Annotated in this window: 17 protein-coding genes; 8 read left to right on the top strand and 9 right to left on the bottom strand. The window is 71.0% G+C overall.

The genetic code is table 11. From position 1 onward, the window contains the following. Positions 1-152: 152 nt before the first annotated feature. From OCJ37_RS08515 to OCJ37_RS08505, 3 genes are all read right to left on the bottom strand, one after another. On the bottom strand, positions 153-710 hold the full coding sequence (locus tag OCJ37_RS08515) for an adenine phosphoribosyltransferase (protein ID WP_263113218.1): 558 nt from the start codon (positions 708-710) through the stop codon (positions 153-155). 81 nt (positions 711-791) lie between these two features. Continuing rightward, positions 792-3,914, bottom strand: a complete 3,123-nt coding sequence (locus OCJ37_RS08510; protein ID WP_263113217.1) for an efflux RND transporter permease subunit — start codon at positions 3,912-3,914, stop codon at positions 792-794. Positions 3,915-3,920: 6 nt separating this feature from the next. Continuing rightward, positions 3,921-5,075, bottom strand: coding sequence for an efflux RND transporter periplasmic adaptor subunit (locus OCJ37_RS08505; RefSeq protein WP_263113216.1), 1,155 nt, complete (start codon positions 5,073-5,075; stop codon positions 3,921-3,923). 61 nt (positions 5,076-5,136) lie between these two features. On the opposite strand from OCJ37_RS08505, the gene OCJ37_RS08500 reads away from it, so the two are divergent. Further along, positions 5,137-5,841: a TetR/AcrR family transcriptional regulator gene (locus OCJ37_RS08500; protein WP_263113215.1), complete on the top strand. Its 705-nt coding sequence runs from the start codon at positions 5,137-5,139 to the stop codon at positions 5,839-5,841. A 490-nt stretch (positions 5,842-6,331) separates the two neighbouring features. Here OCJ37_RS08500 and OCJ37_RS08495 read toward each other — a convergent pair whose 3' ends face one another. Continuing rightward, positions 6,332-7,885: a protein adenylyltransferase SelO gene (locus tag OCJ37_RS08495; protein ID WP_263113214.1), complete on the bottom strand. Its 1,554-nt coding sequence runs from the start codon at positions 7,883-7,885 to the stop codon at positions 6,332-6,334. Between the two features lie 424 nt (positions 7,886-8,309). On the opposite strand from OCJ37_RS08495, the gene OCJ37_RS08490 reads away from it, so the two are divergent. Beyond that, positions 8,310-9,206, top strand: coding sequence for an alpha/beta hydrolase (locus OCJ37_RS08490; protein WP_263113213.1), 897 nt, complete (start codon positions 8,310-8,312; stop codon positions 9,204-9,206). A 94-nt stretch (positions 9,207-9,300) separates the two neighbouring features. Here OCJ37_RS08490 and OCJ37_RS08485 read toward each other — a convergent pair whose 3' ends face one another. The 3 genes from OCJ37_RS08485 to OCJ37_RS08475 form a co-directional block, all read right to left on the bottom strand. Continuing rightward, entirely contained in the window at positions 9,301-9,996 is a 696-nt protein-coding gene (locus OCJ37_RS08485; protein WP_263113212.1) for a glutathione S-transferase family protein, read from the bottom strand. Positions 9,997-10,233: 237 nt separating this feature from the next. Continuing rightward, complete coding sequence (locus OCJ37_RS08480) at positions 10,234-10,446, bottom strand: cold-shock protein (protein WP_263113211.1); 213 nt, start codon at positions 10,444-10,446, stop codon at positions 10,234-10,236. 577 nt (positions 10,447-11,023) lie between these two features. Then, positions 11,024-11,938 (bottom strand): pseudouridine synthase, encoded by a 915-nt coding sequence (locus tag OCJ37_RS08475; protein WP_263113210.1) that lies wholly within the window; start codon positions 11,936-11,938, stop codon positions 11,024-11,026. A 42-nt stretch (positions 11,939-11,980) separates the two neighbouring features. Between OCJ37_RS08475 and OCJ37_RS08470 the strand changes: the two genes are divergently transcribed. From OCJ37_RS08470 to OCJ37_RS08460, 3 genes are all read left to right on the top strand, one after another. Then, positions 11,981-12,526 (top strand): YaeQ family protein, encoded by a 546-nt coding sequence (locus OCJ37_RS08470; protein ID WP_263113209.1) that lies wholly within the window; start codon positions 11,981-11,983, stop codon positions 12,524-12,526. Then, positions 12,523-13,719, top strand: coding sequence for a BaiN/RdsA family NAD(P)/FAD-dependent oxidoreductase (locus tag OCJ37_RS08465; protein WP_263113208.1), 1,197 nt, complete (start codon positions 12,523-12,525; stop codon positions 13,717-13,719). Before OCJ37_RS08470 ends, OCJ37_RS08465 begins: the two co-directional genes overlap by 4 nt. Before the next feature lie 180 nt (positions 13,720-13,899). Then, on the top strand, positions 13,900-15,975 hold the full coding sequence (locus tag OCJ37_RS08460) for an EAL domain-containing response regulator (protein ID WP_263113207.1): 2,076 nt from the start codon (positions 13,900-13,902) through the stop codon (positions 15,973-15,975). Positions 15,976-16,169: 194 nt separating this feature from the next. On the opposite strand, the gene htpX is transcribed toward OCJ37_RS08460, so the two are convergent. Continuing rightward, the gene (gene htpX, locus OCJ37_RS08455; protein WP_263113206.1) at positions 16,170-17,054 is read right to left on the bottom strand and encodes a protease HtpX; all 885 of its coding nucleotides are present in this window, start codon (positions 17,052-17,054) and stop codon (positions 16,170-16,172) included. Positions 17,055-17,155: 101 nt separating this feature from the next. On the opposite strand from htpX, the gene gluQRS reads away from it, so the two are divergent. The 3 genes from gluQRS (at position 17,156) to phaR (ending at position 19,589) form a co-directional block, all read left to right on the top strand. Then, positions 17,156-18,064: a tRNA glutamyl-Q(34) synthetase GluQRS gene (gene gluQRS, locus OCJ37_RS08450; protein WP_263113205.1), complete on the top strand. Its 909-nt coding sequence runs from the start codon at positions 17,156-17,158 to the stop codon at positions 18,062-18,064. A gap of 54 nt (positions 18,065-18,118) precedes the next feature. After that, positions 18,119-18,859: a beta-ketoacyl-ACP reductase gene (locus tag OCJ37_RS08445; protein ID WP_263113204.1), complete on the top strand. Its 741-nt coding sequence runs from the start codon at positions 18,119-18,121 to the stop codon at positions 18,857-18,859. Between the two features lie 211 nt (positions 18,860-19,070). Further along, positions 19,071-19,589 carry a polyhydroxyalkanoate synthesis repressor PhaR gene (phaR, locus tag OCJ37_RS08440; protein WP_263113203.1) on the top strand — a complete coding sequence of 173 codons (519 nt, stop codon included), beginning with the start codon at positions 19,071-19,073 and terminating at the stop codon, positions 19,587-19,589. 145 nt (positions 19,590-19,734) lie between these two features. Here phaR and OCJ37_RS08435 read toward each other — a convergent pair whose 3' ends face one another. Beyond that, the gene (locus OCJ37_RS08435; protein WP_263113202.1) at positions 19,735-20,703 is read right to left on the bottom strand and encodes a TraB/GumN family protein; all 969 of its coding nucleotides are present in this window, start codon (positions 20,701-20,703) and stop codon (positions 19,735-19,737) included. Between the last annotated feature and the right edge of the window lie 6 nt (positions 20,704-20,709).

The raw sequence follows: 20,709 nt of genomic DNA, 5'->3' as shown, positions 1-20,709 counted from the left end.
AGCCCGGCACGGTGCGCCCAGCACAAGTGCGGTGCGGCGACGCGCCTGCTGACCGATCCCTCGCCGCGCGACCACGCCGGCACGCCCGCAGTGGCGCGGTTGCGGCGCGGCATCGCACGGCGCGGGCAGCGGCCGCACGCGCCGGTTTCGCCTCAGTAACGCAGCGTGGCCAGCAACGGCACCGCATCGCTCCAGCGCGCGCGTCCCTGCAGCGCCTGCAGTTCGACCAGCACCGCCGCGCCGACCACCTCCAGCTGCAGCTGCCGCGCCAGCGACAGCGCCGCGCGCAGGGTGCCGCCGGTGGCCAGCACGTCGTCCACGATCAGCACCCGCGCGCCGGCCGGCAGCGCGTCGGCGTGCATCTCGATGCGGTCGCTGCCGTATTCCAGCGCGTAGTCCTGGGTCACGGTCCTGCCCGGCAGCTTGCCCGGCTTGCGGATCGGCACGAAGCCGGTGCGCAGTTCGTGCGCCAGCGCCGCGCCCAGGATGAAGCCGCGCGACTCGATGCCCAGCACCGCGTGCAGCGGCGTGGTGCGCCACGGGCGCGCCATCTCGTCCAGCGCCGAGGCGAAATCCGGGCCGTCGGCCAGCAGCGGGGTGATGTCCTTGAACACGATGCCCGGCTTGGGGAAATCGGCGATGTCGCGGATATGGCTGGACCAGTGCACGGGTGCGTCGGCGGGCGCGTCGCAGCAGGAGGACTCGTTCATCGGGGCATCGAAGCGGAGGAAGGCGCCCATTTTAGGCGCAGGACGCGGCCGCGCAGCGCCGCGTCCTGAGCCGTTCATGGCTCACCCGGCCGACGTGGCCGGCGCGTCCGCCGCCGGCGCGTGCAGCAGGCCGCGCACCAGCACGAAGAACAGCGGCACCAGCAGCACCGCCAGCGCCGTGCCCGAGACCATGCCGCCGATCACGCTGACCCCGATCTCGCGCCGGCTGGCCGCGCCGGCGCCGGTGGACAGCGCCAGCGGCAGCACGCCGGCGACGAACGCCAGCGAGGTCATCACGATCGGCCGCAGGCGCAGCCGCGCGCCTTCCAGCGCCGCCTCCAGCAGCGGCCGCCCGGCCTTCTGCTGCGCCTCGGCGAACTCCACGATCAGGATCGCGTTCTTCGCCGACAGGCCGATCGTGGTCAGCAGGCCGACCTGGAAATAGATGTCGTTGACGAAACCGGCCAGGGTGGTCGCAGTGACCGTGCCGACCACGCCCAGCGGGATCACCAGCAGCACCGCCACCGGGATCGACCAGCTCTCGTACAGCGCCGCCAGGCACAGGAAAATGAACAGGATCGAGGCGGTGTACAGCCACAGCGTCTGGTTGCTCGACAGCTGCTCCTGGTAGGACAGCCCGCTCCACTGCAGGTCGAAGCCCTCCTGCTTGGCGACCAGCGCCTGCATCCGCTGCATCGCCTCGCCGGAACTGCTGCCGGACGCGGCGCCGCCCTGGATCTGCGCCGCCGGCAACCCGTTGAAACGCTGCTGCAGCTGCGGCCCGCGGGTCCAACGGGTGCTGGCGAAGCTGGCGAACGGCGCCATCTGCCCGTCCTTGCCGCGCACGTACCACTGGCCGATGTCCTCCGGCAGCGAGCGGTACGGCGCATCGCCCTGCACGTAGACGCGCTTGACCCGGCCGCGGTCGACGAAATCGTTGACGTAGCTGCCGCCCCAGGCGGTGGACAGGGTAGCGTTGACGTCGCTCTGCGCCAGCCCCAGCGCGCTGGCCTGGGCCTGGTCGATGTCCACCTGCAGCTGCGCCTTGTCGCCCAGGCCGTTGAGCCGCACCGCGGTCAGCTGCGGGTCGTCACCGGCCTCCTGCAGCACCTGCTGCTGCGCCTTCAGCAAGGCCGGGCGGCCGGCGCCGTCGCTGTCGCGGATCCACAGCTCGAAGCCGCTGGACTGGCCCAGGCCGCGCACCGCCGGCGGCGACAGCACGCTGATCTTGGCGTCGGCGGTGCTGCGGAAATGCGCGTTGGCGCGGTCGATGATCGCCTGCGCGGTGTTGTCGCGGTTGCGCTCGCCCCACGGCCGCAGCGCGACGAAGGCCTGGCCGGCGTTCTGCCCGGTGCCGGCGTTGTTGCGCCCGATCACCATGAAGATCGCGGTGAGGTTGTCCTTCTCGTGGGTCATGAAATAGTCGCTGATGCGCCGGCCCAGCGCCTCGGTCTTCGCCAGCGGCGTGCCTTCGGGCGTGGTGAACTGGATCTGCACCTGGCCCTGGTCCTCCACCGGCAGGAAGCCGGTCGGCATGCGCACGTACAGCGCCACCATCGCCAGCGCGATCACCGCGTACAGCGCCATCCAGCGCCGCGGCTGCCGCAGCAGCGTGCCGAGCCGGCGCTGGTAGGCCTGCTGGCTGCGCTCCACGCCGCGGTTGAACCAGCGGAAGAAGCGTCCCGGCTGGCGCTCCTTCTCCACCGGCTTGAGCAGGGTCGCGCACAGCGCCGGGGTCAGGGTCAGCGCGACCAGCGCCGACAGCGCCATCGCCGAGGCGATGGTGATCGAGAACTGGCGGTAGATGATGCCGGTGGAGCCGCCGAAGAACGCCATCGGCAGGAACACCGCGCCCAGCACCACGGTGATGCCGACCAGCGCGCCGGTGATCTCGCCCATCGACTGCTCGGTGGCCTCGCGCGGCGGCAGGTGCTGCTCGTGCATGATCCGCTCGACGTTCTCCACCACCACGATGGCGTCGTCCACCAGCAGGCCGATCGCCAGCACCATCGCGAACAGGGTCAGCGTGTTGATGGTGAAACCGGCCGCGGCGAGGATGCCGAACGTGCCCAGCAGCACCACCGGCACGGTGATCGCCGGGATCAACGTGGCGCGGCCGTTCTGCAGGAACAGGAACATCACCACCACCACCAGCACGATCGCCTCGACCAGGGTGTGCACCACGCCCTGGATCGAGATGCGCACGAACGGCGTGCTGTCGCGCGGGTAAGCGACCTCCATGCCCGGCGGGAAGGTCGGCTTGAGCCGCTCGATGGTGGCGCGCACCGCGTCGGAGGTGGCCACCGCGTTGGCGCCGGAGGACAGCGTCACCGAGAAGCCGGACGCCGGATGACCGTTGAGCGTGGCGCTGTTCTGGTAGTTCTCGGCGCCGATCTCCACCCGCGCCACGTCGCCCAGGTGCACGCTGGAGCCGTCCGGCTGTGTGGCCAGGATGATGGCGCGGAACTGCTCCGGGGTCTGCAACCGCGACTGCGCGGTCACCGTGGCGTTGAGCTGCTGGTCGGCGCCGGTGGGCAGGGCGCCGAGTTCGCCAGCGGTGACCTGCGTGTTCTGCGCCTCGATCGCGCTGCGCACGTCGCCGGGCATCAGGTTGTAGGCGTTGAGCTTGTGCGGGTCCAGCCAGATGCGCATCGCGTACTGCGCGCCGAACACGTTGATCTCGCCGACGCCGTTGATGCGGCTGATCGGGTCCTGCAGGGTGCTGATCAGGTAGTCGGAGATGTCGACGTTGTCCAGCCGGTCGGTGCTGTCGTACAGCGCCACCGCCATCAGGCTGTCGCCCTGCGACTTGGCCACGGTCACGCCCTGCTGCTGCACTTCCTGCGGCAGGCGGTTGAGTGCCTGGTTGACCGCGTTCTGCACCTGCACCTGGGCGATGTCGGGGTCGGCGGCCTGGTCGAAGGTGATGCTGATGCGCGCCTGCCCGGACGAGGAACTGGTCGAGGAGAAGTACAGCAGGTGGTCGATGCCCTTGATCTGCTGCTCGATCACCTGGGTGACGCTGTCCTCCACCGTCTGCGCCGAGGCGCCGTTGTAGGTGGCGGTGACGGTGACCCCGGGCGGGGCGATGTCCGGGTACTGCTCCACCGGCAAGGTGAACACGGCGATGGCGCCGGCGGCCATGATGCAGATCGCCAGCACCCAGGCGAAGATCGGGCGGGCAATGAAGAAACGCGCGAGCATGCCGGCTCAGCCCTGGCCGGCGGCAGCGGCGGCCGGCTTGACGGTCACCTTGGCGCCGTCGCTCAGGCCCTGCCGGCCCTCCACCACCACCCGCTCGCCGGGCTTGAGCCCGTCGCCGACCAGCCAGCGGTCGCCGATCGCGCGCAGCGTGGTGAACTGGCGCTGGCGCACGATGTTGTCCGCGCCGACCACCCAGGCCTGGGCGTCGCCGCGCGGGGTGCGGTCGACCGCCGCCTGCGGCACCAGCAGCGCCTGCTGGCGGATGCCCTGGCCGACGATCGCGCGCACGTACATGCCCGGCAGCAGCTGCGCGTCGGGATTGGGGAAGCGCGCGCGCAACGTCACGCTGCCGGTGGTTTCCTCCACGTCGATGTCGGCGAACTGCAGCGTGCCCGGCAGCGGATAGTCGCTGCCGTCGGACAGCTTCAAACGCACCTCGGCGGTGGCCGGCTGCACCCCGCCGCCGGCGATCGCGCGGCGCAGCGCCAGGAACTGGCTGCCGGACTGGGTGATGTCCACGTTCATCGGGTCCAGCTGCTGGATCTTGGCGATCGCGTCGGCCTGGCTGGCGGTGACCAGCGCGCCCGGGGTCACCCGCGCGCGGCCGATGCGGCCGCTGATCGGCGCCTCCACCGTGGCGAAGCGCAGTTGGGTGCGCGCGGTCTCCAGCGCGGCGCGGTTGGCGTCGCGGCTGGCCAGCGCCTGCTTGTAGGTCGCCTGCGCGTCGTCCACGTCCTGCTGCGCGGCCAGCCGGGTCTTGCCCAGTTCGCGATAGCGTTCGGCGCGCAGTTGCGCGGTGGCCAGCGCGGCCTCGGCGGTGGCCAGGTTGGCCTGCGCCTCGTTGGCCGCGGCCTGGTACAGGGTCGGTTCGATCTGGAACAGGGGCTGCCCGGCGCGCACCAGCGCGCCTTCCTCGAACAGCCGCTTGCGCAGGATCCCGCTGACCTGCGGGCGCACCTCCGACTCCTCCGAGGCGGCGGTGCGTCCGGCCAGCTCGGCGCTCAGCGGCACGCTTTGCGGCTGCAGCGTCACCACCCCGACCGTCCTGGCCTGCGCCGCGGGCGCCGCGCGCTCGCCCTTGCAACCGGCGAGCACGACCAGGGAAAGGCACAGCAGCAGCGGCAGCGCGCGGCGAGGACGCTGGGCGAAGGGCGCGGGCATGCGCTTGATCCTGGAAGCTGGGGGGAGGATATTTAATTTACTTAAAGACAAATAAATAAGCATGAAGGATCGCACAACCGCCCGCGCCAGGCCGCCTCGCACTGCCCGCCCGGCGGCCGAGGCGCGTGCGGCGGCGCCGGCCGGCCGCCAGCGCGGACGTCCGGCGCTGGCGCGGCCGCGGTTGCTGCGCGCGGCGCGCGAGCTGTTGCTGGAGCACGGCCTGGAGGTCTCGCTGGAGCAGATCGCGCTGCACGCCGGGCTGACCCGGCAGAGCCTGTACAACCATTTCTCCAGCAAGGCCGACCTGCTGATGCAGGTGTTCGAGGCGTTGAACGAGGAACTGCAGACGCGGCTGGAGAACATCGGCGACACCGCCTCGCAGGACCTGCCGCGCACGCTGCAGCAGATCGCGCTGACCGTGCAGGCGCACCTGTACGCGCCGTCCTCGCTGCGCCTGCACCGGCTGCTGGTGCAGGCCAGCGCGCAGATGCCCGAGCTGCTGCAGTCGATGCACCAGCGCCGCACCGGACGCCTGCGCCAACGCCTCAGCGACCTGCTGCAGCGGCTCGATGCGCGCGGCGACGTGCGCGTGGCGTCCCCGCAACTGGCCGCCACCGCGTTCATCGGCGCGGCCATCGGCTACGCCTACCCCGGCGCGATGCTCAACGGCCAGGCGCCGGATCGCGACACCCAGCAGGCGCTGGCGGCGGAAGTGGTGGCGAGCTTCCTGGCCGCCTGGAGCTATCGCAGCGCGCCGTCGCGCTGAGGCTGCGCCGGGACTGCGGACGCGCCACACGCAGGTGCCGGCGGCCAGGGCGCTGCCCTCGGCCTGCATCGGCTGGCTCAGGGAGGACGAAGCTTTCGGAATCCTGTGCCCGCCTTCGGCGCAAGTGCGCCGATTGCAACCACCGGCGCGGCCCGCCGAAACTGCCCGATCGTCGCGAAGCGTGAGTGAGTGTTCGCCTTCTCGGCAAGGCCTGCGCAATCGTCTCGCCTCGCTGCACCGCCAGGCGCGCCACGCCTCACGCCGGTCTGTTGATGCCCTCGGCCTGCATCGGCGGCCACGCCGAGGGTGGCCGCCGGTCGCGATCACTGCGGGGCCGGCAGATCGTCAGAATGCCGACCGCGCGTGGTCGGCGGCGTCCAGTTGCCGCCTGCAAGACGGCTCTTTCCGTTTTTCGGGTGCAGCGCCGGCGCCTCGCCGGGACAGCGTCGGCTGGTTTCCGGCAGAACCCCGGATAGGCCGTCGCGCGCCGTCAGGAACTGCACGACAGCATCGAGCATCCGGCGCGCTCGCGCGCCCAGTCCGGACGCCGCGTCGCGAACGCCTCGCGGCCCGGTTGCTCGTCGTAGGGCCGGCGCATCACCTCCAGCAGCTCGGCCACGCCGCCGGCATCGCCCTGCTCGGCGCGGTCGATCGCCTGCTGCGCCAGGTAGTTGCGCAGCACGAAGCGCGGGTTGGCCGCGCGCATCTTCGCCGCGCGCTCGTCGGCCGGCAGCGGATCCTCGCGCAGCCGCTGCGCATAGCGCGCCAGCCAGGCCTCGAACGCCGGCGCCTGGGCGGCCAGCTTGGCCGGGTCGTAGAACGCCTCGGCCAGGTCCGCCAGCGCCGGCACCTGCGGCGCGCTCAGCCCGCGGAACCACAGGGTCATGTCCACCTCGCCCTGCTGCAGCAGCTGCAGCAGGTCCTGCATCAGCGCCAGGTCGGCCTCGTCGCAGGCGGCCAGGCCGAGCTTGGCGGCGGCGGTGTCGCGTTCGGCCTGTGCATGCACCTGGCGAAACCGCTCCAGGCCCGCGTGCAGCGGCGCGACGTCGGCGAACAGCGGCGCCAGCGCCTGCGCCAGCCGGGTGAGGTTCCAGTACGCGACCTGCGGCTGGGTGCCGAAGCGGTAGCGGCGACCCTGCGCATCGGTGGTGTTCGGCGTCCAGTCCGGATCGTAGTCGTCGATCCAGCCGTACGGGCCGTAGTCGATGGTCAGGCCCAGGATCGACATGTTGTCGGTGTTCATCACTCCATGCACGAAGCCGACCCGCATCCACTGCGCGACCATCGTCGCAGTGCGCGCGCAGACCTCGCCGAACCAATCGGCGCCGCGGCCGGCGCCGCGCGCGCGCAGTTCGGGAAAATCGCGGTCGATCACGAAGTCGGCCAGCCGGCGCAGCAAGGCCGTATCGCCGCGCGCGGCCGGCAGTTCGAAACTGCCGAAGCGCACGAACGACGGCGCCACCCGACACACCACCGCGCCCGGCTCGGCGCGCGGATGGCCGTCGTAGAACATGTCGCGCACCACCTGCTCGCCGGTGCCTACCAGGCTCAGCGCGCGCGTGGTCGGCACGCCGAGATGGTGCATCGCCTCGCTGCACAGGAATTCGCGGATCGACGAACGCAGCACCGCGCGGCCATCGGCGCCGCGCGAATATGGGGTGCGCCCGGCGCCCTTGAGCTGCAGTTCCCAGCGCCGCCCGTCGGCGCCCAGCGCCTCGCCCAGGGCGATCGCGCGGCCGTCGCCGAGCTGCCCGGCCCAGTGCCCGAACTGGTGGCCGCCGTAGTTCGCCGCGTACGGGCGCATGCCCGGGTACAGCGCATTGCCGGCGAAGACCTCGGCGAACTGCGGCGCCAGCACTTCCTGCTCCGACAGGCCGAGCATGGCCGCCACCTCGCGCGCGTGCGCCAGCAGCCGCGGCGCGGCCACCGGCGTCGGCTCGACCGGCGACCACAACGCGCCCAGCACCTCGCGCCGGCGCGGACCACGCTCGGGATCGCCGGGCAGCTCGGCGGTGAAACGGTTGTCGAAGCGTAATGGACTCATTGATGCAGCTTAGGCCTTGAGGCGTGATTGGCACGCGTTGGAGTGTGCCTGGGCGGCGAGAGATTGGCTGCTTTCAAGATGCACGGAGCTGCGCGCCCGTCCCCTCATCCGCCCCTGCGGGCCACCTTCCCCCGAAAAGGGACCATGGTCCCGATGTGAGAAGGGAACAGCCGCGGCGCGCCTGAGCCCCTCTTGCCGCCATAAGCCCCCCTCTGTCGCCGCGCATGCCCATGCCAAGGCATGCGGCAGCGTTGCGACAGGAGCAAGCAGCAAGCGCCCGGTGGCAGGCAGCAGCGATGAACTGCAGTGCGGACAGCGCATCCGCACCAGCCTTGGCTGTCGTTCCCGGCAGCGCCACCACATCCTGCACCCAACGCCGACATGCCCTTGCGGCATGCTGGCCGCTCTTTTCGCAGAGGCCACCATGTCCGACGCTTCGCCGTTGCCCCCGCGCTGGCCCCGCCACCTGCTGGTCGCGCTGTCGTCGCTGCTGGTCACCGCCTGCAGCAGCGTGTTCTTCGGCGGCCTCAACGCCGGCTCCGCGCGCCAGGGGCTGGGCGAACAACGCGGCATCGTGTTCGATGCGGCGCATGGCCTCAAGCTCGACGTCTACCGCCCGGTCGCGGCGCGGGACGCCCCGGTGGTGGTGTTCTTCCACGGCGGCACCTGGAAGACCGGCAACCGCCGGCAATACCGCTGGGCCGGCGAAGCGCTGGCGCGGCACGGCGTGGTCGCGATCGTGCCGGACTACCGCAAGTACCCGCAGGTGACCCTGGACGGCTTCATGCGCGACGCCGCCGCCGCGGTGGCGTGGAGCCGGCGCCATGCCGCCGAGCACGGCGGCGACCCGCGCCGGCTGGTGCTGATGGGCCATTCCGCCGGCGCGCACATGGCCGCGCTGCTGGCCAGCGACGGCCGCTGGCTGCAGGCGCAGGGGATGTCGCCACGGCAGCTGTGCGGGCTGGTCGGCCTGGCCGGTCCCTACGATTTCCTGCCGCTGACCGAGACCGACCTGATCGGCATGTTCGGCCGCGACCCGGCGCAGCAGCGCCGTTCGCAGCCGGTGGCCTTCGTCGACGGCGACGAACCGCCGGTGCTGCTGCTGCACGGCGGCGCCGACCGGGTGGTCGCGCCGCGCGAAAGCCAGGCGCTGCAGGCCGCGCTGCACCGCGTCGGTGTGCCCGCCGACCTGAAGACCTATCCCGGCGTCGGCCATCTGCGCCTGGCGCTGGCGCTGCGCAAGGACGACCCGGCGCTGCCGGTCATGGCCGACAGCATCGCCTTCGTGCGCCGGTGCCCGCCGCGCGAGGGGCCGCCGTGAACCGGACGACGCGGGCGCCCATCGCCGCCCGCGACGAGTGTCGGCGGCCTGGAGCCCGTCGGCGCGCTCGCCACCGGCTCGGCTGGAACGGACTTCAGTCGGCCTTGCCGCTGCCGAGCAGCTCGAACGGCCCGCCCTGCTGCAGCGCACGCTGGTAGGCCGGGCGCTGCTCGATACGCCGCACGAAGCCGGCCAGGTTGGGGTAGGCCTGCAGGCCGGCGCGCGCGGCCGCGGCCTGCACCGGGAAGCTCATCTGCACGTCGGCGGCGGTGAAGCGGTCGCCGGCGAACCAGCCGCTGGCGCCGAGTTCGCGCTCCATCCAGTCCAGGTGCAGCGTCAGTTGCGGGCCGACGAAGCCCTGCATCGCCTTGTCGACGATGGCGCGCGCGATCGGCCGCGCGAAGAACGGCATCTTCGCCGAGCGGATGCGCCCGAACACCAGGCTCATCAGCAGCGGCGGCATCGCCGAGCCCTCGGCGTAGTGCATCCAGTAGCGGTAGCGCAGGCGCTCGGGCGCGTCCAGCGGCTGCGGGGATGGCGACAGCGCGCGTTCGGTGTCGTAGCGCTCCACCAGGTAATCGAGGATCGCGCCGGATTCGGCCAGCACGTGGCCATCGTCGGCCAGCACCGGCGACTTGCCCAGCGGATGGATCGCGCGCAGTTCCGGCGGCGCCAGCATGGTCTGCCGGTCGCGCTGGTACTTGACCACCTGGTACGGCAGCGCCAGTTCCTCCAGCAGCCACAGCACGCGCTGGGAACGGGACTGGTTGAGGTGGTGGACGGTGATCATGGCGGCGGTTCCGGGGACGCGGGGCCGACCATGGTAGCCGGCCCGGCGGCGGCCCATGGACCGCGCCGGCGACACGCGCAGCGCCGACGCACCGACGGGCCGCGCCGAGGCGACGTTGGCGCTGGGCGATACCACCGCGGACCCGGCCCGGCAACCGGGACGACGGCGCGCCCAAATAAAAACGCCGGAAGATTGCGCTTCCGGCGTTCTGGCAACCTTGCGGTGGCGGGCGTCTGATTAGACGGCCTGCACCTGGTCAGCCTGCATGCCCTTCTGGCCCTGGACGGCGACGAAAGTCACCTTCTGGCCTTCCTGCAGCGACTTGAAGCCGGTGCCCTGGATGGCACGGAAGTGCACGAACAGGTCCGGGCCGCTTTCCGGGGTGATGAAGCCGAAGCCCTTGGCATCGTTGAACCACTTCACGGTACCGCTCTGACGATCAGCAGACATTTACTAACTCCTGAAACATTGAATTGAAGAAAATCGCAGCCACCGGGTATCGGGGCCGAGACTGAGTTGCAGGCGTTGGTAAAGCGGAACGATGAAGCGGATCGCGAGATCAACTGCACCAGGCCACGATTCACGGTGACCCTAGCAAACACAGTGGACCAACCATACGCGGGTCGTCCGCAAAAAGCGACAAGTTTGTGTAGACAAACCGAGATGACCCACAAAGAAGCTGAACGCAGGCCTAAAGTTCGCGTCAACGCGGCCGATACGCCTGCTGTTTTGCGCAAAGTGCGCAGGCTTCTTCCCCTGCCGCTCATTCAGCCGGCTGCGGCGCTGTCGCAGCTTGACCGTTGCGCACCGCGACAGCAAGAGCCCCTCTCCCACCGGGAGAGGGGTTGGGGTGAGGGTCCGGCGTGAAGCGGCTCGCTGCGTTTGGGTACACGAGGCTTCGCCCGTACCCTCATCCGGCCCTGCGGGCCACCTTCTCCCGATGGGAGAATGGAACAGCCTAGCCCTCTCTCCCGCCGGGAGTGGGGTTCGGTGAGGGTCGGCACGAAGCGTCCCGCTGGCTTAGAGGTTACGGCGCTATGCCGACGGCCCAGGCCAGGCTCTGCGCGCTGGCAAAACGGCGCGCCTGCCCACTGAGCGGGTCGTCGAACTCCAAGCCGCAGGCCAGCAAGTGCAGCTTATCTGCGGCAGCACCCTCCCTCTCCGCGCGCAACTGCGGATACAGCGCATCGCCCAGGATCGGGGCGCCCAGCGCGGCCATGTGCACGCGCAACTGGTGCTTGCGCCCGGTCACCGGCGTCAGCGCGTAGCGCCACAGCGGTCCGTCGCGCGCCTCCAGCACCTCGATCCGGGTCAGGCTGTTGGCCTCGCCGGCGGCCTCGGCCATGCGGAAGAACGGCTCGCCACGGACCACCCGGCTCGCGCGCAGCAGCGGGAATGCCTGCCCCGGCAAGGCCGGCGCCAGCGCCTCGTAGCGCTTGTCGATGCGCCGCTCGCGGAACAGCGCCTGGTAGGCGGCGCGGCTGCCCGGATCGGCCGAGAACAGCACCAGCCCGGCGGTCGCGCGATCCAGGCGGTGCAGCGGCACCAGCGCCGGATTGCCCAGCCGCGCCACCAGCCGCGCCAGCAAGGTCTCGCGCACGAAGCGCCCGGACGGGGTCACCGGCAGCCCGTGCGGCTTGTCGGCGACCACCAGGTGCGCGTCGGCATGGACGATGCGCTCCAGCCCGGCGATCGGTGCCTCGTCGGCGACCTCGCGGAAATAGCGCACCTCCAGCCCGACCCGGTACGGCAGCGACCCCGGCAGCGGCCGGCCGTGCGGATCCTGCACCCGGCCGCGCTCGCAGCGGTCCTGCCACTGCGCCCGCGACACCTGCGGGAAACGCGCGCACAGCCCGTCCAGCAGCGTCGGCCACGGCCCCGGCGGCAGCTGCCAGCGGCTCGGGGCCGGAACGAAGGCGGACGGCGGGCGGGGATCGGACATCGCCACGCATTATCATGGCCGCCCTTTGATCCCGGTAGCCGCATGGCCCTCACCGCCACCCTCCGCAAGGCCGAGCTGCAGATTTCCGACATGGACCGCGGCTATTACGCGGCGCATGCGCTGACCCTGGCCCAGCACCCCTCCGAGACCGACCAGCGGCTGATGGCGCGGCTGCTGACCTTCGCCCTGTTCGCCGAGGAACGCCTGCTGTTCGGCAAGGGCCTGAGCAGCGACGACGAGCCGGACCTGTGGCGGATGGACTACACCGGCGCGATCGAGCAGTGGATCGAGGTCGGCCAGCCCGACGAATCGCGCATCCGCAAGGCCTGCGGCCGCGCCCGCGAGGTGGTCGTGGCCAACTACGGCGGCCGCGTCGCCGACATCTGGTGGGAGAAGAACGCCTCCGGCCTGCTCAAGCTCAAGCCGCTGCTGGTGGTGGACCTGCCCGGCGAGGCGGTCGCCTCGGCGGCCGAGCTGATCCAGCGCAGCATGCGCTTCGACGTGGTGATCCAGGACGGCGAAGTGCAGCTGCTCGGCGACGAGGGCAGCGTCACCTTCACCCCCACGGTGCGCAAAGCCGCGGCATGACTGCGCGCGCCGAGCCGATCCGGGTCGACGTCGCGGTCATCGGCGCCGGCGCCGCCGGGCTGATGTGCGCGCTGACCGCCGGCCAGCGCGGGCGCAGCGTGCGGGTGATCGAGCACGCCAACAAGGTCGGCAAGAAGATCCTGATGTCCGGCGGCGGGCGCTGCAACTTCACCAATACCGGCACCGGCCCGGGCAACTTCCTGTCCGCCAACCCGCACTTCTGCAAGTCGGCGCTGGCCCGCTACCGTCCGGCCGACTTCGTCGCGATGGTCGAACGCCACGGCATCGCCTACCACGAGAAGGAACTGGGCCAGCTGTTCTGCGACATCTCCTCCAAGCAGATCGTGCGCATGCTGGTGGACGAATGCGACGCAGCCGGGGTGACCATCCGCAGCCAGTGCCCGGTGCGCGGCGTGGAGCGCGGCAGCGAGGGGTTCCGCATCGACAGCGGCGACGGCCCGGTGCACGCCGCCTCGCTGGTGGTGGCCAGCGGCGGGCTGTCCATCCCCAGCCTGGGCGCCACCGGCTTCGGCTACGAGCTGGCCCGCCAGTTCGGCCACGGCGTATTGCCGACCCGCGCCGGGCTGGTGCCGCTGACCCTCAGCGGCAAGCACCAGGAACGCCTGCAGGACCTGTCCGGGCTGGCGCTGCCGGTGGAGGCCAGCTGCAACGGCGCCAGCTTCCGCAACTCCATGCTGATCACCCACCGCGGCGTCAGTGGCCCGGCGATCCTGCAGATCTCCTCGTACTGGCAGCCGGGCGACGACCTGCGCCTAGACCTGCTGCCCGGGCAGGACGCGGCCGCCTGGCTGCGCGAACACAAGCGCCTGCGCGGCGCCGCCGAGCTGCGCACGGTGCTGGGCGAGGCGCTGCCGCGGCGCTTCGCCCAGCGCCTGTGCGAGGTATGGCTGCCGGACAAGCCGGTCCGCCAGCTCGACGAACCGCAGCTGCGCGCGGCCGCCGCGCTGCTCGGCGCCTGGCCGCTGGTCGCCAGCGGCACCGAGGGCTACCGCACCGCCGAGGTCACCCTGGGCGGCGTGGACACCGACCAGGTGTCGTCCTCGACCATGGAATCGCGGCGGGTGCCCGGTCTGTACTTCGTCGGCGAAGTGCTAGACGTGACCGGCTGGCTGGGCGGCTACAACTTCCAGTGGGCCTGGGCCTCGGGCCATGCCGCCGGCGCGGCGGTGTGAGGCCGGGATCGGGGATTGGGGATTCGCAACGGCGCGCTTCGACGGTCGTGATCGCATCGGCCAGCCCGCGAACGCTCCGACACGGCGAACCGCTCTTACGAATCCCCAATCCCCAATCCCGGCCCCCACATGGACGCCGCAGCGGGCATCGTGTATTAAACCCCGTCCCCGGGAGGCTTCATGCAGCAGACAGGCAAAGACATCACCCTCCGCCTGATGATCGTCGACGACAGCGGTGAAGACGCCGAGGCGATCGTCAGCAGCCTGCGCAACAGCGGCATCGCGGTGCGGCCGTCGCGGCCGCAGCACGCGGAGGAACTGGGCGCCATGCTCGCCGCGCAGCCGATCGACCTGGTGCTGAGCGCGCGCTCGCAGGCCATCCCGCTGCCGCAGGTGCTGCAGCGCGTGGGCGCCAGCGGCAAGGACATCCCGGTGATCCTGCTCGCCGACAGCATCGACGAGAACGAATGGGTCGAGGCGGTGGCCGGCGGCGCGCGCGCGATCGCGCTGCGCCAGCGCCCCGAACACCTGCTGGCGGTGGTGCGCACCACCTGGGCCGACCTGCAGGCGCGGCGCGGGCTGCGCCGGATCGAGGCGCAGATGCGCGAGACCGAGCGCCGCTGCGACGCGCTGATCGCCTCCTCGCGCGATCCGATCGCCTACATCCACGAAGGCATGCACATCCGCGCCAACGAGGCCTACCTGGAGATGTTCGGGTTCGAGTCCTTCGACGACGTCGAGGGCATCTCGCTGCTGGACATGGTCGCCCCGCAGCACGTGGAGGAGTTCAAGCAACTGCTGAAGGCGCTGGGCAAGGGCGAGCCGCCGCCGGCGCAGTACCAGGTCGACGCGCGCACCATGGCCGGCGAGAGCTTCCCGGCGACGATGGAGTTCGCCACCGCCAGCTACGAGGGCGAGGCCTGCGTGCAGGTGGTGTTCCGCCGCCGCGAGGAGTTCGACCCGGAACTGGCGCGCGAGGTCGAGGACCTGCGCCAGCGCGACCAGGTCACCGGCCTGCTCAACCGCCCGACCTTCATGCTGGCGCTGGAGAACGCGGTGGCCCAGGTCGGCCGCGGCGACGGCCACTACGGCTTTTTGCTGGTCGAGCCCGACCACTACGCCCGGCTACTGGCCGACATCGGCCTGGACTCGGCCGACGCGCTGGTCGCCGCGCTGGCCCGGCACCTGGCCGCGGCGATCGACGGCGACGTGCAGGCCGCGCGCTTCGGCGAGCACAACTTCGCGCTGCTGCTGCAGGGCGACTACGCCCGCACCTCGGCGCTGGCCGATCGCCTGCTCGATGCCTACGCCGCGCACGTGTTCAGCGTCGGCGAGCGTTCGGCCACGGTCACCGTCAGCGTCGGCGGCGTGCAGATCGGCGAGAAGATCGCCACGGTCGGCCAGGTCCTGGCCCGCGCCAGCGAGAACGTGCAGGCCACGATCGAGCTGGGCGGCAACGCCTGCAAGATCTTCGACCCCGGCGCGGCCGACCGGGTCGAGGAAGAGCGCATCCAGCGCTGGGTGCAGCACCTGCGCGAGGCGCTGGCCGGCGACGGCTTCCTGCTGCACTACCAGCCGGTGCTGAACCTGCAGGGCGAGCCGCACGAACTGTACGAGGCCTACCTGCGCCTGGAGCGCAACGACGAGATCATCGGCCCGACCACCTTCCTCGGCATCGCCGCCGAGCACGGGCTGATGGCCGAGATCGACCGCTGGGTGGTGGCGCGCGCGATCGCGGTGATCGGCGAACGCCAGCGCGCCGGCCACGCCACCAGCCTGCTGGTCAAGATCAGCCCGGACGCCTTCGCCGATCCGCAGATGGTGGAGCTGATCCGGCGCGAGCTGGCCGCGCACGGCGTGCCCGGCGAGCGCCTGTGGCTGCAGACGCCCGAGGCCAAGGTGTTCACCCACCTGCGCAACGCGCAGCAGTTCCTCGCCAATGCCACCGCGCTGGGCTGCAAGGTCGGGCTGGAGCAGTTCGGCTCGGGCCTGGACTCGTTCCAGCTGCTGGCGCACTTCCAGCCCGCGTTCCTGAAGCTGGACCGCGGCTTCACCCAGGACCTGGCGCAGACCCGCGAGCACCAGGAAAAGATCCGCGAGATCACCGAGCGCGCGCAGTCCGCGGGGATCCGCACCATCGCCGAGTTCGTCGCCGACGCCACCTCGATGAGCCTGCTGTTCAGCGCCGGCGTGGACTACGTGCAGGGCGAGTTCGTAGGGTTGGCGGGGCCGGGGATGGCATTCGATTTTGCTTGAGGGGCCGGGATTCGCAAGGCCGGGATGTCGGGATTCGGGAGTCGTAACGGCAGCTGCTGGCTGTTCTGCGGTCCCGCGAAAAAGAAAACGCCAGGCGGTGAACTGCCTGGCGTTGCGGCGCCGACTGGTGGTCGGCGGCTTGATTCCGGCTCGCGTCCGGCCAGGCGCAAGCCGGCGGACGCGCTCCGCGCCGCTCAGCTCACCGTCGCGTTGGCGTGCGAGGCGCGCAGCGTGGCGATGCGCTCGGACAGCGGCGGGTGGCTCATGAACAGCTTGCGCAGGCCCTGGCCGAGGCCGCCGGCGATGCCGAACGCCTGCACCTGCGACGGCAGCGTGCTTTGCCCGTGGTTGAGTTCCAGCCGCTGCAGCGCCGCGATCATCTTGCCGCGGCCGGCCAGGCTGGCGCCGCCGGCGTCGGCGCGGAACTCACGGTAGCGCGAGAACCACATCGCGATCATCGTCGCGAACAGGCCGAACACCATCTCCAGCACCATCACGATCGCGTAGTAGGCCAGGCCGCGGCGGCCGTCGCGGTTGCCGGACAGGTAGCTGTCCACCACCCCGCCGACCACCCGCGCCAGCACGATCACGAAGGTGTTCAGCACGCCCTGCAGCAGCGCCATCGTCACCATGTCGCCGTTGGCGACGTGGCTGATCTCGTGGGCGAGCACCGCCTCGGCCTCGTCCTCGGTCATGTTCTGCAGCAGGCCGGTGGAGACCGCGACCAGCGCGTTGTTGCGGTTGGCGCCGGTGGCGAAGGCGTTGATCTCCGGGCCGTCGTAGACCGCGACCTCGGGCATGCCGATGCCGGCGGCCTGCGCCTGGCGCCGCACCGTCTCCAGCAGCCAGCGCTCGGTATGGTTGCGCGGCTCGGTGATCACCTGCGCGCCGGTGGCGCGCTTGGCCATGAACTTGGACAGCAGCAGCGACACCAGCGAGCCGCCGAAGCCGAACAGCGCGGCCATCACCAGCAGCCCGCCCATCTGGTTGGGATTGACCCCGAACACGGACATGACAATGCCGGCCAGCACCAGCACCGCCAGATTGGTGATGAGGAACAGGGCGATTCGATTGAACATGTCGCGTGGACTCCGCAGCGGGAAAAGGAAGGATTGGCTCGAATCTGCGGCGCAGGCCGCTTGAATTCAAGCGCGCACCTGACCGACGATTCAGCTTGCCCATGCCCTCGCCTCCCTACCGCGGCCGTTTCGCGCCCTCGCCCACCGGCCCGCTGCACCTGGGCTCGCTGCTCGCCGCGTTCGGCAGCTGGCTGCTGGCGCGCCATGCCGGCGGCCAGTGGCTGCTGCGCATCGAGGACGTGGACCGGCCGCGCAGCGTGCCCGGCGCGGCCGCACGCCAACTCGCCAGCCTGCGCGCCTGCGGCCTGGAGGCGGACGGGCCGATCCTGCGCCAGAGCGAGCGCGGCGCGGTCTACCAGGCCACGGCGCAGCGCCTGCTGCAGCAAGGCCTGGCCTTCGCGTGCAGTTGCAGCCGCAGCGAGCTGGCCGCGCAGGGCGGCGTGCACCATCGCTGCGTGGCGAGCCAGCCGCGGCCGCAGCCGGCGCTGCGCCTGCGGGTGGCGCCGGACAGCGTGGTCGGGTTTCGCGACGGCGTGCGCGGCGACGTCGCGCAGGACGTATACGCCGAGGTCGGCGACTTCGTGCTGCTGCGTGCCGACGGCTGCTGGGCCTACCAGCTGGCGGTGGTGGTCGACGATGCCGCGCAGGGCATCAGCGACGTGGTCCGCGGCGCCGACCTGCTCGATTCCACGCCGCGGCAGATCCTGCTGCAGCGCGCGCTGGGCCTGCCCACGCCGAACTATCTGCACCTGCCGCTGCTGCTCGGCGCCGACGGCCGCAAGCTGTCCAAGTCGCACGCCGCGCTGCCGCTGGACGACGCCGATCGGCTGCCGGCACTGCGCCTGGCCTGGGCGACGCTGGGCCAGGTTCCGGCCGCGCTGGCCGGCGCCGGTTCGGTGGACGCGCTGCTGGCGGCGGCGCTGCGCGCGTTCGACCCGGCGCGGCTGCCGGCGCAGGATCGGGTACTGGAGGATGCGGCCGATGTCCCCGGCGACACCAAGGCTGACTAGAATCGGGGTTTGGCCGTACCCGGCCCACTCTTCTTCCCTATCCGGAGCGAATCCATGACATCACGCGTTGCGCTGGTCACCGGCGGTACCGGCGGCATCGGCACCGCCATCTGCGAGCGGCTGGCCGCGCAGGGCCACCGCGTGGCCAGCAACTACCGCGACGAGGCCAAGGCCCGCGCCTGGCAGCAGCGCATGCGCGAACGCGGCCACGAGGTCGCCATCGTCGCCGGCGACGTCGCCTCGCCCGAGCATGCGCAGGCGCTGGTGCAGGACGTGGAACGGCTGCTCGGCCCGGTCGAGGTGCTGGTCAACAACGCCGGCATCACCCGCGACACCACCTTCCACAAGATGACCGCCGAGCAGTGGCACGAAGTCATCAACACCAACCTCAACTCGGTGTTCAACGTCACCCGCCCGGTGATCGAGGGCATGCGCCGGCAGCGCTGGGGCCGGGTCATCCAGATCAGCTCGATCAACGGCCTGAAGGGCCAGTACGGCCAGGCCAACTACGCCGCGGCCAAGGCCGGCATGCACGGCTTCACCATTTCCCTGGCACGCGAGAACGCCGGCTACGGCATCACCGTCAACACCGTGTCGCCGGGCTACGTGGCCACCGACATGGTGATGGCGGTACCGGAAGAGGTGCGCGCCAAGATCATCGCCGACATCCCCACCGGGCGGCTGGGCAAGCCGGAGGAGATCGCCTACGCGGTGGCGTTCCTGGTCGCCGAGGAAGCGGCGTGGATCACCGGCTCGAACCTGGACATCAACGGCGGCCACCACATGGGTTGGTAGCGAAGGCGGCTGAACCGCTCAGGTCGGGTGCGGGAGGTCGAGGTAACGCTACCGAAAATGCTGCAGTCAGCATTGCGCATCCGCCCCCGGCGCCGCGCGCATGCTGCGCAGCATTTTTTTGCACCCAGGCCCGAGTTCAGGGGCTTGCGGCGGTTGCAAGCCCTGCTGCGCTGCGCCATGCTGCGCGCCTACCGTCAAGAGCGACCGCTTCATGGCTGAGATCCGCATCATCAAGAAGTACCCCAATCGCCGCCTCTACGACACCGAGATTTCCAGCTACATCACCATCGAAGACGTCCGCCAGTTGATCATCGACGGCGAGGAATTCGAGGTCCGCGACGCCAAGACCGGCGAAGACCTCAGCCGCGCGGTGTTGCTGCAGATCATCGCCGACCAGGAACAGGACGGCGAACCGATGCTGTCCACCCAGTTGCTCAGCCAGATCATCCGCTTCTACGGCGATTCGCTGCAGGGCTTCATGGGCAACTACCTGGAGCGCAGCATGCAGGTGTTCCTGGACCAGCAGCAGCAGTTCCGCCAGCAGATGGGCAACCTGCTCGGCCAGACCCCGTGGACCATGATGAACCAGCTGACCGAGCGCAACATGGAGCTGTGGCAGGAATTCCAGCGCAACCTCGGCGCCGGCTTCGGCCGTCCCGCCGCCGGCAGCAGCAAGCCGAGCGAACCGCCGGCCGCCGCCGGCGCCGCACCGAAGTCGCGGGCGCGCTGAGGCGCCCGTCGAGCGCATCAGCCGCTCGCAATCTTGTAGGAGCGGCTTCAGCCGCGACGGGCTTTACCAGTACCGCCCAGGTCGCGGCTGAAGCCGCTCCTACAAATGCCACCTGCACGACTGGCGCCACCACGGCGCCGCGGACTCAGCGCGTGCGCGGCGACTGCGACGTGCGGCAGCCCGAACAGATCCGCTCGACCTTGTAGCCGCGCGCGCGCAGCGCCTCGACCACGCCGTCGGGTCCGATCAGGTGCAAGGCGCCGACCACCACCAGCGTATCGCCCTGGCCGTCGCGCAGGCGCTGTTCCAGCCGCGGCACCCAGGCCTGGTTGCGCTCGACGTTGATGCGCTGGTACAGGCGCGGATAGTCGCGCTTCATCTCCATCCCCATGTCCTGCCACAGCAGGCGCTCGTCGCCGCGGCGCCACGCCACGTACAGGCGCTGGGTCTGCGCCGCGCCCTGCTCGGCATCGTCCAGCGCCTCGACCAGCATCTGCTTCTGCTCCACCGGCTCCATGCCGTCGAGCATCGCGATCTGCGCCTGCGCAGTCTCCAGTCCCTCGACCGCCTTGCCGGCCTGCACCGCCATGCTCATGAAATGCCGGTCCAGGCCGGCGTCGGCCTGCAGCCCCTGCGCCTTCATCTCGGCGATGCTGATGCTCAGGCCGACGAACCACGGTTCGAACCCGCCCATCTGCTCCAGCGGCAGGCCGTGGCCGGCGGCATAGCGGCGCAGGCGTTGCCAGGTGGCCGCGTCCAGGTCGTCCTGCAGGCGCCTGCCGTCCTGCCGCTGCGCCGCCTGCAGCATCTGCGCGCCCAGCTGCGGCGCGTCCACGTCCTGTGGCGAGAGTTCGAACAGCAGCCGCGGCGACGCCGCGTACGCCGCGTCCACCTCGTGCGCCAGCGGATAGTCCTCCGGCTTGAGCAGGTGGAACGAGCCGAGCAGGTACAGCACGCCGCGCGGCCCGCTGACCTTCCACAGCAGCGGCGTCGGCGGCGCGGGCGCGGCGCTGGGCGCGGCGGCGGGAAGCGGCGCGCGCGCCGGCGCCGGCGCGGCGGCGAACAGGGTCAGGCACAACAGCAGGCTGCGCAGCAGGCGCGGGATCGGCGTCATCGGCAT

The organism is Xanthomonas sp. AM6, from assembly GCF_025665335.1.
Taxonomy (GTDB): domain Bacteria; phylum Pseudomonadota; class Gammaproteobacteria; order Xanthomonadales; family Xanthomonadaceae; genus Xanthomonas_A.
Note: the sequence above shows the minus strand (reverse complement) of the source record. Positions and strands in the feature narration are given on the sequence as shown.

What these genes read in the sequence shown, in the direction of transcription:
- OCJ37_RS08515 (WP_263113218.1), bottom strand. Translation starts at nt 710, where the DNA reads ATGAACGAGTCCTCCTGCTGCGACGCGCCCGCCGACGCACCCGTGCAC.
- OCJ37_RS08510 (WP_263113217.1), bottom strand. Translation starts at nt 3,914, where the DNA reads ATGCTCGCGCGTTTCTTCATTGCCCGCCCGATCTTCGCCTGGGTGCTG.
- OCJ37_RS08505 (WP_263113216.1), bottom strand. Translation starts at nt 5,075, where the DNA reads ATGCCCGCGCCCTTCGCCCAGCGTCCTCGCCGCGCGCTGCCGCTGCTG.
- OCJ37_RS08500 (WP_263113215.1), top strand. Translation starts at nt 5,137, where the DNA reads ATGAAGGATCGCACAACCGCCCGCGCCAGGCCGCCTCGCACTGCCCGC.
- OCJ37_RS08495 (WP_263113214.1), bottom strand. Translation starts at nt 7,885, where the DNA reads ATGAGTCCATTACGCTTCGACAACCGTTTCACCGCCGAGCTGCCCGGC.
- OCJ37_RS08490 (WP_263113213.1), top strand. Translation starts at nt 8,310, where the DNA reads ATGTCCGACGCTTCGCCGTTGCCCCCGCGCTGGCCCCGCCACCTGCTG.
- OCJ37_RS08485 (WP_263113212.1), bottom strand. Translation starts at nt 9,996, where the DNA reads ATGATCACCGTCCACCACCTCAACCAGTCCCGTTCCCAGCGCGTGCTG.
- OCJ37_RS08480 (WP_263113211.1), bottom strand. Translation starts at nt 10,446, where the DNA reads ATGTCTGCTGATCGTCAGAGCGGTACCGTGAAGTGGTTCAACGATGCC.
- OCJ37_RS08475 (WP_263113210.1), bottom strand. Translation starts at nt 11,938, where the DNA reads ATGTCCGATCCCCGCCCGCCGTCCGCCTTCGTTCCGGCCCCGAGCCGC.
- OCJ37_RS08470 (WP_263113209.1), top strand. Translation starts at nt 11,981, where the DNA reads ATGGCCCTCACCGCCACCCTCCGCAAGGCCGAGCTGCAGATTTCCGAC.
- OCJ37_RS08465 (WP_263113208.1), top strand. Translation starts at nt 12,523, where the DNA reads ATGACTGCGCGCGCCGAGCCGATCCGGGTCGACGTCGCGGTCATCGGC.
- OCJ37_RS08460 (WP_263113207.1), top strand. Translation starts at nt 13,900, where the DNA reads ATGCAGCAGACAGGCAAAGACATCACCCTCCGCCTGATGATCGTCGAC.
- htpX (WP_263113206.1), bottom strand. Translation starts at nt 17,054, where the DNA reads ATGTTCAATCGAATCGCCCTGTTCCTCATCACCAATCTGGCGGTGCTG.
- gluQRS (WP_263113205.1), top strand. Translation starts at nt 17,156, where the DNA reads ATGCCCTCGCCTCCCTACCGCGGCCGTTTCGCGCCCTCGCCCACCGGC.
- OCJ37_RS08445 (WP_263113204.1), top strand. Translation starts at nt 18,119, where the DNA reads ATGACATCACGCGTTGCGCTGGTCACCGGCGGTACCGGCGGCATCGGC.
- phaR (WP_263113203.1), top strand. Translation starts at nt 19,071, where the DNA reads ATGGCTGAGATCCGCATCATCAAGAAGTACCCCAATCGCCGCCTCTAC.
- OCJ37_RS08435 (WP_263113202.1), bottom strand. Translation starts at nt 20,703, where the DNA reads ATGACGCCGATCCCGCGCCTGCTGCGCAGCCTGCTGTTGTGCCTGACC.